Raw genomic sequence first — 14,252 nt, 5'->3', positions numbered from 1 at the left:
TTTTAACACAAACTAATAATTATGCAAATATATTTTTAAAAATTCGTTTATGTTTTTTTAAAGTATTTTTTTCCAAACAAAAAAGGACCAAGCTCCCTTTAGGAGATTGACCCTTTTCTTGCTTCGGTATTAAAATTCTTCACAATATTCATCAAATTGCTTTTGCAATCTTGAAACCACTGTCGCAGGATCGAAGCCTTCGATTTGATGTCTTTCGACCATTGAGCAAATCTTACCATCCTTTATTAGTGCAAAGGAAGGAGAGGATGGCGGATAGCCGGTGAAATAGTTTCTTGCAGTTTCAGTTGCTTCCTTATCCTGCCCGGCAAAAACGGTAACAAGATGGTCAGGACGTTTATCATAATGAACAGCAAATGCTGCCGCAGGACGTGCAACACCACCAGCACAGCCACAAACAGAATTAATCATTACTAACGTTGTTCCTTTTTGTGTAAGGGCCTCATCCACATCCGCAGATGTTTTAAGTTCTTTATACCCAGCAGACACGATTTCTTGACGTGCCTGATTAACCACATCATTCATGAAAAGGTTAAAATCCATGCTCATAAAAAATCACTCCTTCATGTTACGTATATAACTACATCATAACAGTTAAAATGTGTTTTTTTCAAATGAAATCATTTTTAACCTATGAAAAAAACTGCCAGAAACGGCAGCTTCAATCTTTTGGGGATAAAAAGGTATTAAATAAAGTTGCAACTGCTACAGCAACAGTCGTTTCCCCGGCAATCACTTCATTTTCCAGCTTGGGCAGCGTACTTTTTACACCGCTATGATGATAAAAATAAAATTGAAGTTGGTCGGTTATCATGGAATAAAGCCATTCCCGTGCTTGGATTTTCCTTCTATTATCAAACACTCCTGAAGTTTTCCCCGTTTGTTCGAAGGATTGTATTACCCTCCAGATTTCACTGATACCCTCCTGAGTCCTAGATGAACATGTATAGGCCTTTGTTGCCCATCCTTTTGTAGCAGGCTGCAAGAAGTGGAGGATGCGGTTATATTCATTTCTTGTCTGTGCAGCTTTAGGTTTGTTTTCTCCATCTGCTTTATGAACGAGTATCGCATCTGCTAGTTCCATGATTCCTTTTTTCATTCCCTGCAGTTCATCCCCTGCTCCTGTCAGCACGAGCAGCATGAAAAAATCGACCATCTCTCGAATAATGACTTCACTTTGGCCAACTCCAACCGTTTCGATTAAAATCACATCAAAGCCAGCCGCTTCACAAATCAGCATCGATTCCCTTGTTTTTCGATGAACCCCTCCAAGCTTCCCAGCAGTAGGTGAGGGGCGGATGAAAGCTCTTGGGTTTCTCGCCAATTGCTCCATTCTCGTTTTGTCCCCCAGAATACTGCCGCCGCTTATACTTGAGCTTGGGTCAATTGCCAGGACTGCTACCCGATGCCCATGGTCACACAAATAGCTCCCGAAGGCCTCAATAAAAGTGCTTTTGCCTGCACCTGGGACACCAGTAATGCCAATACGAATGGCATTACCAGAATGAGCCAATAGTTTTTGAAGGAGCGCCTGTGCTTTTTTGAAATGCTGCTCGGCGTTACTTTCCACTAGGGTGATGGCTCTTGCAAGTAGACTCCTATCACCTTTAAGAACCCCTTCATAAAGTTCTTCAACAGTTGGTTCGCTGTTTCTACGTTTTTGAAAGTGGATGTTTTTTTGAATTGAAACTGCTTGGCCTTCTTGCATCTGTCCTTTTCTAACTATACTTGAACAATTTCCAGGGTTATTCAGATCGCTCCACTCCGGTTTTTGATCCGCAGCCATTATTGCGACACTTCCTCATACCCAAGTTGTTTATAAATCTCCTTGATTACCCTTTGAGCTGCAACCGGAATAATGGTACCAGGTCCAAAGATGGCGGCTGCACCGTGATTATATAAGAATTGATAATCCTGGGCAGGAATGACTCCGCCAGCGACAACCAGAATATCTTCACGACCAAGCTTTTTCAATTCGGCCACAAGCTGAGGCAATAATGTTTTATGACCGGCAGCAAGCGAACTCATTCCAATCACATGGACATCATTTTCAACCGCCTGCAAAGCTGTTTCTTCCGGAGTCTGGAACAATGGACCAATATCCACATCAAAACCAAGGTCTGCAAATGCGGTGGCTATTACTTTCGCACCGCGGTCATGACCGTCCTGGCCCATTTTCGCCACTAAAATTCTTGGTCTTCTTCCTTCGTTTTCCAGGAATTCATCGGACATTTTTTGAACTTCAGTGATTTCCTCTTCATTGTTAAAAGCAGTACTATAAATACCGCTTATCGAGCGGATAATTGCTTTATGTCTGCCAGCGACCATTTCAATAGCATCAGAAATTTCACCTAATGTCGCTCTTGCACGCGCTGCCTGAACCGCAAGCTCTAATAGATTTTGTTCACCTGTTGCTGCAGCATTTGTTAAGAGCGTTAAGGCTTCCTCCACTTTATGGTCATTACGACCTGCCTTTAAGGAATTTAATTTCTCATGTTGCTTTAAGCGGACCGCTGTATTATCAATGTCCAAAATATCTATCGCTTCTTCTTTCTCTAAACGGTAACGATTAACACCAATGATTGTTTCTTTTCCGGAATCAATTTGGGCTTGTCTCCTTGCTGCCGCTTCTTCAATTCTCATTTTCGGGAGGCCTGTTTCAATCGCTTTCGCCATTCCCCCGAGACCTTCGACCTCTTCGATATGTGTCCAAGCTCTTTTTACCAATTCATCAGTCAGCTTTTCAACATAATAAGAGCCAGCCCAGGGATCAATTACATTTGTTATCCCTGTTTCTTCTTGTAAAAACAACTGTGTATTACGGGCGATTCGAGCGGAGAAATCGGTTGGCAAGGCAATCGCTTCATCTAAGGCGTTAGTATGAAGCGATTGCGTATGACCCATTGCCGCCGCATGCGCTTCAATCAGTGTCCTAGTAACATTGTTAAATGGATCCTGCTCCGTCAAACTCCAGCCAGATGTTTGCGAATGGGTACGTAATACCAACGATTTTTCGTTTATTGGATGGAAGGATTTCATCATTTTTGCCCAAATCAATCGGGCTGCCCGCATTTTGGCCACTTCCATAAAGTAATTCATCCCAATTGCCCAGAAAAACGATAACCTCGGAGCAAATGAATCGATTTCGATTCCCGCTTTAAGGCCTGTCCTTACGTATTCCAGACCGTCAGCTAATGTGTAAGCCAATTCTAAATCTGCCGGTGCCCCGGCCTCTTGCATATGGTAGCCAGATATACTGATACTATTAAACTTTGGCATGTATTTGGAGGTATATTCAAAGATATCAGCAATTATTTTCATCGACATTTCTGGCGGATAAATATAGGTATTACGAACCATGTATTCCTTTAAAATGTCATTTTGGATTGTTCCGGATAGCTTTTCCTGACTGACTCCCTGTTCTTCGGCCGTTACAATAAAAAAGGCTAGAATCGGAAGCACCGCCCCATTCATTGTCATCGACACAGACATTTGATCTAGTGGAATTCCGTCAAAAAGAGTTTTCATGTCGAGAACGGAATCAATCGCTACACCCGCTTTCCCGACATCCCCAACCACGCGCGGATGATCAGAATCATAGCCGCGATGGGTGGCTAAATCAAAGGCAACCGACAATCCCTTTTGCCCCATGGCGAGATTGCGGCGATAAAAGGCATTACTTTCCTCAGCCGTTGAAAAACCTGCGTATTGTCTGACAGTCCATGGACGATTGACATACATCGTCGGATAAGGCCCTCTTGTATATGGCGGGAGCCCTGGAAGATCATCAAGATGCTCTAATTCTTCCCGGTCTTCTTTTGTATAAAGCGGTTTTAAGAAGATTTGTTCATTTGTTTCAAAAAGTAAATCGTCAATAGAGCCATCTATTTCTTTTTCTGCCTTTTTCCGCCACTCCTCTTTTGTCATGGATTGATGCTTATCAAACAATGAAATATTTTGAAAGTCAGGCTTTTGTTTCTTCAACCGAGCTCACCTCCAAATCATTAAGGATTTCTGCAAGAATTTCATAGCAGTTGCTTTTTATATGGATAAATTGCTTAATCCCTTCATCCTTCCACTGGGTCTGTTTTTCCTTTTCAGGGAGTCCCGCAAAGTAAAAAATCCGTTCAGGATATTCAGCTATTAAAATAGTTAGGATTTCATGACCCACCATTTCATACTGGTCATTTGTTCCGCAAAAGCAAAAGTATTTAAAAGGTTGTTCTGAAACAAATTGTCTAGCATTCTCTACTGTTAAGATAGGCATACTTTCTTGTGTTTTAATTCCACCTGCCGCAAGAAAACCTTTCATAAAATCAAGCCTTGCTTTATGTTGTTTTAGCTCACCAAGACAAATCATCCCAACTAATGGCAGGTGCCCTGCTGTTTTTTTCGCCAATTGGTTGGCCTTAATTCGCAATTCTTCAAATGGTTCTGCCAATCTCCGTTGTGGGATTGCCTCTATTTTTATTAATGAAGTGTCCACACCAACAAAATATGGTTTTTTCTTCAATCGTTTCTTTTCAGGGACCATTTCATTCAAGTTAGCATAGACATTTGTTCCAACAATACTATGATTTCTAGTTTGAATATCTTTGTTCTTTTTTTCATATACAGCAGCTATGTCCCGTTGCAGCCAATTAGATTTTAATACTTCAAGAATACCGCTATTAGCTTCGATTTGCTGAAAGTATCTCCAAGCCTTTTCGGCCAGCTGGTTAGTTAATTCTTCCACATACCAAGAACCACCTGCAGGATCAATAACTTTTTTCAGGTGTGCTTCTTCTTTTAAAAGTAGTTGTGTATTTCTAGCAATTCTTTCAGAAAAAAGGGTAGAGCCAGTAAGGTTATCAAATGAATTCACATGTAAATATTGCACGCCCCCAATTACAGCAGCAAATGCTTCATTTCCAGCACGAAGAAGGTTTACATAGGGGTCATTAACGGTCTTTGTAAAGGAAGAAGTTTCAGCAGCTATATGCATTCCACACGCATCACCTTTTACACCATATGCATCAGTAATACGCCTCCAAAGTACCCGTGCGGCCCGGAGTTTCGCAATCTCCATGAAAAAGTTGCCTCCAATGGCAAATTGAAAGATCATTTTCTCAAGGATTTCTTCCAATTCCATTCCGGTTCCCTGTATCTTTTCGAGATAATAAACCCCTACGGCCATGGCGATTCCGAGCTCTTGAACAGCATTCGCCCCACCATTATGATAGGGAACAGTGTCAATTAAAATCGTCTGTAAGTTTGAAAATTTTTCATTTGACTGTTGAATGTTCTTTACCCATTCATTGAAAAATTCCTCGGAAATAAACTCTTCTTCTACAAATTGGGCAATTGGATCAGAGCCTATGTATCCGCTGATTTTGTCAGCAGATCCTTCTCTATCGGCTATTTTTTTCAATAGATCCAGAAACCCAGACTGGAAATCTTTTGCGTTAATGGCAAACGGATATTGAGAAAATAATTTTGCTATTACATTTGAAAAGCTTTTATTTGTTTCAAACAAATTCTTCGAAACCTCAAATGAGATAGCAGATTGCCCTTTTTCAAATGCATGAAGAAAATTCTCTTCCAATTCTTCCGCTGTTTGATAGGTAAGATGCTGGGCTATCTTCCATTCATTTGTAATATATCCAAGTGGGTATATACCTCTTCTAAAATCTGAACCACCTGGATATACTGAAACTGGCTGCTCGTCATGTAGGGAATAAAGCGGTTTCAAAATAATATTTTCATATGTAATACTATCTAATGCTTCAATCGTTTTCCCTTTTAGTGATGTCTCTGCTATTGTTTTCCATTCGGTTATTGTTTTTGAAGGAAAAGTTTGATTCTTTATTTTTTCCAAACTCCTCAGCCCCCTTCCGCGTGCATAATTAAAATAAAATTCAATCAATTCTACTTAGTACTATTTTATGGTACAAAGGCAATTCAAGCAATAAAAACAAACAACCGCCCCCATTCTCGGTAGCGGTTGTTTTAGATTAATAAATGGAAGTTGTTGATTTCGAAATATTTTCAAGGATCTCTTTCACACGTTGTAAGAAACGGCCACAAACAAGTCCGTCTAATACTCTGTGATCAAGTGACATACATAAATTGACCATATCACGAACTGCAATCATACCATTATTCATGACAACTGGACGCTTGACAATCGACTCCACCTGTAGAATAGCCGCTTGTGGGTAATTTATGATTCCCATTGATTGAACAGAGCCAAAGGAACCCGTATTGTTTACAGTAAAGGTTCCTCCCTGCATATCTTCTGACTTCAGCTTTCCAGTTCTCACTTTCACAGCAAGTTCAGAGATTTCACGGGCAATACCCTTAATTGTTTTTTCATCCGCATTTTTGATAACAGGGACGTAAAGTGCATCATCTGTCGCAACCGCAATCGAAATATTGATGTCTTTCTTTTGGATGATCTTTTCACCAGCCCACATCGAATTGATTTGCGGGAATTCTTTTAATGCCTGTGCCACTGCCTTCACAAAGAAAGCAAAGAATGTTAAATTAAAGCCTTCTTTTTTCTTGAATTCACCTTTTAAGGAATTACGATAGTCAACAAGATTAGTTGCGTCCACTTCAATCATGGTCCATGCATGCGGTGCTTCATGCTTGCTGCGCAGCATATTAGCCGCAATTGCTTTACGAATGCCAGTTACCGGAATTTCAATGTCTCCAGCTGCCACTGGGATATTCACTGCTGGTGCAGCTGGCGCCTTTGTAGGAACTGGCTGGACCAATTCTTGTTTTGCAACCTGCTCAACTGCAGGCTGTTTTTCTGCTTCCACTGTTTGTCCTGCAACTGGAATATTTCCAGACTCAATTAATTTAAGTAGATCTTTTCTGGTAATCCGTCCACCGGCACCGGTGCCTAACACCTGAGTTAAATCAATGCCATGTTCTTGAGAAATTTTAAGAACGGCAGGTGAATAACGGGCTTTGTTTCCTTGATCTGCTTGGGAAACAGCTGCTGCAGCATTATTAGGAACTTCTGGCTGTTTTTCACCTGCTGCTGGGGTTTCCTCAACTTTGCCGCCTTCCATCTCAATCGTACAAATAATTTCGCCGACTGCTAATGTGTCACCTTCACCCGCAATTAGTTCTTTTATCACACCAGTAAAAGAGGATGGGACTTCTGCATTTACTTTATCTGTCATTACCTCTGCAAGCGGATCGTACTTATTTACTTTATCACCTACAGATACTAACCACTTACTAATTGTACCTTCGGTTACGCTTTCCCCTAACTGAGGCATTTTAATTTGTTCAAGAGTCAATGTTCATACCTCCTATTGTCCAGCTCCAGCGCCTAGCCCCTCGAGTCGCTTTGGTCCTGCCAATGAAGTCAAAGTACGACTTCACTGGCATGCCCTCCAGCGCTTGTCGGGGCTGCCCAAGGCGCCTCCGCTTTTCGTTTTAGTATTCAGCAAGCTCGCGCATTGCTTTTTCCACTTTATCAGGATTTACCATGAAGAATTTTTCCATCGTTGGTGCATACGGCATTGCCGGTACATCCGGTCCAGCTAGACGCATAATAGGAGCATCTAATTCAAATAAACAATTTTCAGCAATAATCGCTGACACTTCACCCATTATACTGCCTTCTTTTGTAGCCTCAGTAACAAGAAGGACTTTACCAGTTTTCGATGCCGCTTCAATGATTGCTTCTTTATCAAGTGGATAAACGGTTCGCAAATCGAGAATATGTGCTGAGATTCCATCACTGGCTAATTTCTCCGCCGCTTGAAGGGCAAAATGTACACATAAGCCATAGGTAATAACAGTAATGTCTTCACCTTCCCGCTTCACATCAGCTTTTCCGATTGGCAAGGTATAATCATCCGTTGGAACTTCCCCTTTAATTAACCGATAGGCCCGTTTATGCTCAAAAAATAGAACTGGGTCATTATCACGAATAGCTGCTTTTAATAAGCCCTTCGCATCATAAGGAGTCGATGGCATCACAATTTTCAAACCAGGTTGATTGGCAAATACCGCTTCAACTGATTGAGAATGATAAAGGGCACCATGTACTCCGCCTCCGTACGGGGCACGAATAACCATTGGGCAGCTCCAGTCGTTATTCGAACGATAGCGAATTTTTGCTGCTTCCGAGATAATTTGGTTGACTGCCGGCATAATAAAATCGGCAAATTGCATTTCAGCAATCGGTCGCATGCCATACATCGCTGCACCAATTCCGACTCCTGCAATCGCTGATTCCGCAAGCGGTGTATCAATGACGCGTTCTTCACCAAATTGCTCATATAAACCTTGTGTAGCCTTAAATACGCCGCCTTTTACCCCTACATCTTCTCCCAGTACAAAAACCTTTGGATCCCTTTCCATTTCCTCACGAATGGCCATAGTTATTGAATCAATATATGAAATGATCGCCATGTTACTTCCCCCTTACTCTTCCGTGTCCGCATAAACATATTTCAATGCTTCTTCTGGTGGTGCATAAGGAGCATTTTCAGCATAATCAGTCGCTTCATTCACCTGTTTCATTACACGGTCATTGATTTCCTTTTCCAACTCATCATTCATCACACCTGTTTCCTTCAAATAGGCTCCAAACGTAATGATTGGATCTTGTGTTTTTGCCTTTGCCACCTCATCTGGTGCACGGTAAGAACGATCGTCGTCATCAGATGAGTGCGGTGTCAGGCGGTAGGAAACTGTTTCAACCAATGTTGGACCTTCACCTCGGCGCCCACGATCAGCAGCGTCTTTAACTGCTTTATATACTTCCAATGGATCATTCCCATCAACAGTAATTCCAGGCATGCCATACCCGATGGCACGGTCAGAAACCTTTTCACATGCTAATTGTTTTTCAATTGGAACAGAAATTGCGTATTTATTATTTTCACACATGAAAATGACCGGGAGTTTATGGACACCGGCAAAGTTAGCACCCTCATGGAAATCACCTTGGTTGGACGATCCTTCCCCAAAGGTTACAAACGTAACAAGGTCTTTTCTTTCCATTTTTCCAGCGAGGGCAACACCTACCGCATGCGGCACCTGAGTTGTTACTGGCGATGAACCTGTGACAATCCGATTTTTCTTTTGACCAAAGTGACCTGGCATTTGTCTTCCACCAGAGTTTGGATCCTCCGCTTTAGCAAACCCAGAAAGCATGAGTTCCCTAGGAGTCATACCAAACGTTAACACGACACCCATATCACGATAATATGGAAGTACGTAATCCTTTTCACGATCAAGGGCAAAGGAAGCTCCTACTTGTGCCGCTTCCTGCCCTTGACATGAAATTACAAAGGGAATTTTCCCAGCACGGTTCAATAACCACATCCGCTCATCAATCCGGCGGGCCAAAAGCATCGTTTCATACATTTCCAATACTTTTCCGTCGCTTAAACCTAAAGCTTCATGACGATTTTCTACCATTTATTTCTTACCTCCCAATTGTTCGTTTGAAAAAATAACTTATGAATGGATCGCTTTCCCATCTACTGCAAGTGCCGCTTCCCCGATTGCCTCTGAAAGAGTTGGGTGTGGATGAATAGTATGAGCGATTTCCCATGGTGTTGCATCTAATACCATCGCAAGCCCTGCCTCGGTAATCATATCGGTAACGTGCGGACCAATCATATGCACCCCTAGAATATCATTGGTCTTCTCATCAGCGATAATTTTAACAAATCCATCTGATTCTCCAAACACAAGTGCCTTTCCGATTGCCCGGAAAGAAAACTTCCCTGTTTTTACTTTATGCCCTTTTTCTTTTGCCTGGTCTTCTGTTATTCCGACGCTTGAAACCTCTGGATTACTATAAATACATCTTGATACTAGATTATAATCAAATGGTGAAGGATCCTTCCCAGCAATATGTTCTACGGCTACGATTCCTTCATGCGAAGCAACATGGGCGAGCTGTAAGCCACCAATCACATCGCCAATTGCGTAAATATGTGATTCCTTCGTTTGGAAGAATTTATTAGTTACAATAAAGCCTTTTTCTACTTGTATCTCTGTATTATCAATGCCAATACCTTCCGTGTTCGCCTGACGTCCAACCGAAACAAGCAGCTTTTCAGCTTTAAATTCCTTTACCGTACCTTTTACCTCTGCCGAAATGGAAACTCCATTATCCCTAACAATCGTATCTGAAAGGACTTTCGCACTTGTAACAAGTTTAATACCTTTTTTCTTCATCAACCGCTGCATTTCTTTGGAGATTTCTTTATCTTCCGTCGGAATGATACGGTCAGCATATTCAATAACTGTGACTTCCACCCCGAAATCAGAAAGCATCGATGCCCATTCAATGCCAATTACACCGCCGCCTACAATAATAATTGAACTTGGCAATGCTTCAAGTTGCAGAGCTTCATCAGATGACATCACGTATTCCCCATCAATTTCTAATCCTGGAAGTGTCCTTGGTCTCGAACCTGTAGCCACAATCACATTTTTCGGAATCAACATCTCATTTTCTTCGCCATTATTCATTTCAACTGAAATTGTCCCAGGCATTGGTGAAAAAATCGACGGGCCGAGGATGCGTCCTAACCCTTCATAAACATCAATTTTCCCTTGCTTCATTAAATGCTGAACACCTTTATGTAGTTGGTCAATGATTTTATTCTTTCTTGCTTGCACCATACTGAAATCCACTGAAACATCACTTGTGATGACTCCGAAGTCCTCACTATGTTTCGTTGTAGCAAAAACTTCTGCACTTCTTAATAGTGCCTTACTTGGGATGCAGCCTTTATGTAGGCAAGTACCACCAAGTTTTCCTTTTTCTACAATTGCCGTTTTTAAGCCAAGCTGAGAGGCGCGAATGGCAGCCACATAGCCGCCTGTTCCACCGCCAAGAATGACTAAATCGTATTCTTGTGCCATTTATCTTTCCTCCCCTTTATCCTTAAATTATCGCTGTTGTAAAATGTCCGGGATACATCTTTACATCTTCTTCATTACGTAAAACGCGAAGTGCACCTTCAGCAAGTGCTTGAAGTTCATTTTCACCAGGTTGAACAATTACATCAGCGATCCAATTAATTCTATCGGTAATAGATCTCACAAATCCTTTTCCGTAAGCAAGACCACCCGTTAATATTATCGCATCTACCTTACCTGATAATACAGCACTGGCAGCTCCAATTTCTTTGGCAACTTGATAGGCCATAGCATCATAGATAAGCTTCGCCTCAACGTCGCCAGCTTCAATTCTTTTCTCGACTTTTACTGCATCATTAGTTCCAAGGTATCCTACAAGCCCTCCTTGACCAACAAGGCGCTTCATGATTTCTTCCCGGTAATGTTCCCCTGAATAACAAAGTGCGATTAAATCCCCAGCTGGCACAGTTCCTGAACGTTCTGGACTAAAAGGTCCATCACCATGTAGACCGTTGTTCACATCAATAACCTTTCCATCTTTATGGACGCCCACTGTAATCCCACCGCCCATATGGGTAACAATTAGATTCAACTCATGATATTTTTTTCCTAATTCCTTAGCCACTCTTCTAGCAACTGCTTTTTGGTTTAAGGCATGAAAGATACTTTTTCTTTCAATTAAGGAGAAGCCAGAAATTCTTGCAATAGGGTCTAGTTCATCGACAACGACTGGATCGACAATAAACGATGGAATATTAAGGCCTGAGGCAATTTCATAGGCAATAATACCACCAAGATTCGATGCATGCTGTCCTGAAAAACCGGATCGTAAATCCTTCAGCATCAAGTCATTAACTGCGTATGTGCCCCCTTGGATTGGACGAAGTAATCCTCCCCGCCCACAAACTGCAGATAATTTAGAAATATTGATTCCTTCCTTATCCAGTGTTTCCAAAATGGTCTTTTTTCTAAAATCATATTGATCATTAATATTTGTAAAAGTATTAATGATCTCCGCCTCATGACGGATGTTCTTTTCAAAAATGGAAATTTCATTATCGAAGACTCCAATCTTGGTGGATGTTGAGCCTGGGTTGATGATGAGAATTCGATATTCTTTATCTGACAACGTAGTGACCCCCATTTAACAAAAACATCATTTAAAGGCAAACGCGCTGAATTTGCCATTCAGCGCTCTGCCTTTACTATTTTTTAAAACATCAAAATTTTCATCGTAGAATTTCGAATCCTGCCTAGCTCCAATCCATCCGACGCTAAACGAGCGCTTGCGCTTTTTTCACTTACCTTGAAATTCGATGACTTAGAATGTGATGGCCATTTTGCAAGAATTGGCTTCTAGAATTACGGATTCTTGCAATTCTCTCTTCTGCCATCCGGTCAGCTGCAACGTATGTTGGAATGCCATCACGTTTTGAAATTTCGATTACTGTTTCAATCGTTGTATAAAGCTGTTCAACCTTTTTCATAGCCCGTTCTTGGTTGTATCCATAGAGTTCATCAGCAACATTGATGACACCACCAGCATTAATAACATAATCTGGTGCATAAACAATACCCATTTCATGGATGATATCCCCGTGACGGGTATCTTTTAATTGATTGTTAGCCGAACCCGCAATAACCTTTGCTTTTAGTTGAGGAATGGTTTCATCATTGATAGTTGCTCCAAGAGCACATGGGGCATAAATATCACATTCAACACCATAAATTTCATCTGGGTCTACTGCAAGTGCACCAAATGCTTCTACTGCACGATTAACTGCCTCTTTATTAATATCGGTTACAATCAGTTGTGCACCCTCTTCATGTAAATATTGGCAAAGAGTATATGCTACATTTCCAACTCCCTGAACAGCCACCACTCTTCCTTCTAGCGAATCAGACCCAAAAGCCTCTTTCGCAGCAGCCTTCATTCCACGATAAACACCAAATGCTGTTACCGGTGAGGGATTGCCTGATGAACCGAATGCTGGAGAGATTCCTGTAACGAAATCTGTCTCTTCGTGAATTAAATCCATATCAGCAACAGTTGTACCCACATCTTCTGCTGTAATATATCGGCCATTTAGCCCTTGGACATAACGGCCAAATGCACGGAACATTGCTTCATTCTTATCTTTTCGAGGGTCACCAATAATAACGGTTTTACCGCCCCCAAGATTTAAGCCTGCTGCTGCATTTTTATAAGTCATCCCTTTGGCTAGACGAAGGGCATCTTCAATTGCTGCTTCTTCTGATGCATATGTCCACATGCGGGTTCCGCCTAAAGCAGGTCCAAGTGTTGTATCATGAATCGCGATAATCGCTTTCAAACCTGATTGTTGATCCTGGCAGAATACTACTTGCTCATAATCATATTTTTCTAAGTACTTGAAGATTTCCATTGTTTTATTCCTCCTCGAATGATGAATATCTATTTTTTAATACAGCATAACGCTAACGCAAGTGAATAAAGCTTACTTTCCGCTGAATCGGCCCTAGATGTTAACACAATGGGTGCTTTAGCACCAGCAACAACGGCACCAACCCTTGCTTTCGCAAAGTAAATTAATGATTTATACAATACATTTCCAACTTCGATAGTAGGTACCAATAAAATATCGGCTTTACCAGCTACTTCACTCTGTATTCCTTTATGTTCTGCAGCGATTGCTGAAACAGCATTATCTAAGCCAAGCGGCCCATCAACGATGCAGCCAGATATTTGTCCCCGTTTATTCATCATCGTCAATGCAGCAGCATCCATGGTTGCCGACATCACTGGATTAACTACTTCAACTGCGGCAATGGGAGCTACTTTCGGAGTCTCGATTCCAATCGACTTGGCCATTGAAACAGCATTTTTTATTATTTGTGCTTTTTGTTCCAAGTCAGGTGCAATATTCAATGCAGCGTCTGTTACAATCGTAAGTTGGTCATAGCCAGGAATTTCAAAAAAAGCGACGTGCGATAAAACATTCCCTGTTCTTAGTCCATATTCCTTATTTAAGACAGCCTTTAAAAAAATATTGGTTGGAATATTACCTTTCATTAGTACATTGGCTTCTTTGTTAAAAACAGCCTTAACAGCTAACTCTGCTGCGTTGGCAGTTGAATCGGCCTGAACAATTTTTACATGATTACTGTTCATCCGTTCATCCATTTTCCTTTCAATGAGTGAAGAAATTTTATCTTTATCACCGAACAGGATGAAATGAGCAAGATTTCGATTTAATGCATCAATAACAGCTTCTATGACTTCAGAATCTTCTGCTGCAGCAACTGCAACAGTATTTATGCCTTCATGGGTTGCTTTGTCAATTAGTGAATCTAGCAACAAGTTA

At 41.4% G+C, this 14,252-nt stretch carries 11 protein-coding genes; all 11 read right to left on the bottom strand.

Annotated elements, in window-relative coordinates:
- Positions 1-129: 129 nt before the first annotated feature.
- The 11 genes from M5A78_RS17650 to yqiS all read right to left on the bottom strand — a co-directional run bounded on the left by M5A78_RS17650 (position 130) and on the right by yqiS (position 14,248).
- Entirely contained in the window at positions 130-567 is a 438-nt protein-coding gene (locus M5A78_RS17650) for a BrxA/BrxB family bacilliredoxin (RefSeq protein ID WP_248736597.1), read from the bottom strand.
- A gap of 112 nt (positions 568-679) precedes the next feature.
- Positions 680-1,804: a methylmalonyl Co-A mutase-associated GTPase MeaB gene (gene meaB, locus M5A78_RS17645; RefSeq protein ID WP_248736596.1), complete on the bottom strand. Its 1,125-nt coding sequence runs from the start codon at positions 1,802-1,804 to the stop codon at positions 680-682.
- The gene (gene scpA / locus M5A78_RS17640; protein ID WP_264760469.1) at positions 1,804-4,002 is read right to left on the bottom strand and encodes a methylmalonyl-CoA mutase; all 2,199 of its coding nucleotides are present in this window, start codon (positions 4,000-4,002) and stop codon (positions 1,804-1,806) included. The genes meaB and scpA overlap by 1 nt, the downstream gene beginning before the upstream one ends.
- Positions 3,983-5,875, bottom strand: coding sequence for a methylmalonyl-CoA mutase subunit beta (locus M5A78_RS17635; protein ID WP_248736595.1), 1,893 nt, complete (start codon positions 5,873-5,875; stop codon positions 3,983-3,985). The genes scpA and M5A78_RS17635 overlap by 20 nt, the downstream gene beginning before the upstream one ends.
- A gap of 136 nt (positions 5,876-6,011) precedes the next feature.
- Positions 6,012-7,313 carry a dihydrolipoamide acetyltransferase family protein gene (locus tag M5A78_RS17630; RefSeq protein WP_248736594.1) on the bottom strand — a complete coding sequence of 434 codons (1,302 nt, stop codon included), beginning with the start codon at positions 7,311-7,313 and terminating at the stop codon, positions 6,012-6,014.
- Between the two features lie 139 nt (positions 7,314-7,452).
- A complete protein-coding gene (locus M5A78_RS17625; protein ID WP_248736593.1) occupies positions 7,453-8,436 on the bottom strand; it encodes an alpha-ketoacid dehydrogenase subunit beta in 984 nt (327 codons plus the stop codon).
- A 12-nt stretch (positions 8,437-8,448) separates the two neighbouring features.
- Positions 8,449-9,450 (bottom strand): thiamine pyrophosphate-dependent dehydrogenase E1 component subunit alpha, encoded by a 1,002-nt coding sequence (locus tag M5A78_RS17620; RefSeq protein WP_248736592.1) that lies wholly within the window; start codon positions 9,448-9,450, stop codon positions 8,449-8,451.
- A 39-nt stretch (positions 9,451-9,489) separates the two neighbouring features.
- Positions 9,490-10,911, bottom strand: a complete 1,422-nt coding sequence (gene lpdA, locus M5A78_RS17615) for a dihydrolipoyl dehydrogenase (RefSeq protein ID WP_248736591.1) — start codon at positions 10,909-10,911, stop codon at positions 9,490-9,492.
- A 22-nt stretch (positions 10,912-10,933) separates the two neighbouring features.
- Positions 10,934-12,052, bottom strand: coding sequence for a butyrate kinase (gene buk / locus M5A78_RS17610; protein WP_406603720.1), 1,119 nt, complete (start codon positions 12,050-12,052; stop codon positions 10,934-10,936).
- 157 nt (positions 12,053-12,209) lie between these two features.
- Entirely contained in the window at positions 12,210-13,313 is a 1,104-nt protein-coding gene (gene bcd, locus M5A78_RS17605) for a branched-chain amino acid dehydrogenase (protein WP_248736589.1), read from the bottom strand.
- Between the two features lie 29 nt (positions 13,314-13,342).
- Positions 13,343-14,248, bottom strand: a complete 906-nt coding sequence (gene yqiS / locus M5A78_RS17600) for a phosphate butyryltransferase (protein WP_248736588.1) — start codon at positions 14,246-14,248, stop codon at positions 13,343-13,345.
- Between the last annotated feature and the right edge of the window lie 4 nt (positions 14,249-14,252).

This window comes from Neobacillus rhizosphaerae (assembly GCF_937468385.1).
GTDB classification, from domain to species: Bacteria; Bacillota; Bacilli; order Bacillales; family Cytobacillaceae; genus Neobacillus; species Neobacillus rhizosphaerae.
Note: the sequence above shows the minus strand (reverse complement) of the source record. Positions and strands in the feature narration are given on the sequence as shown.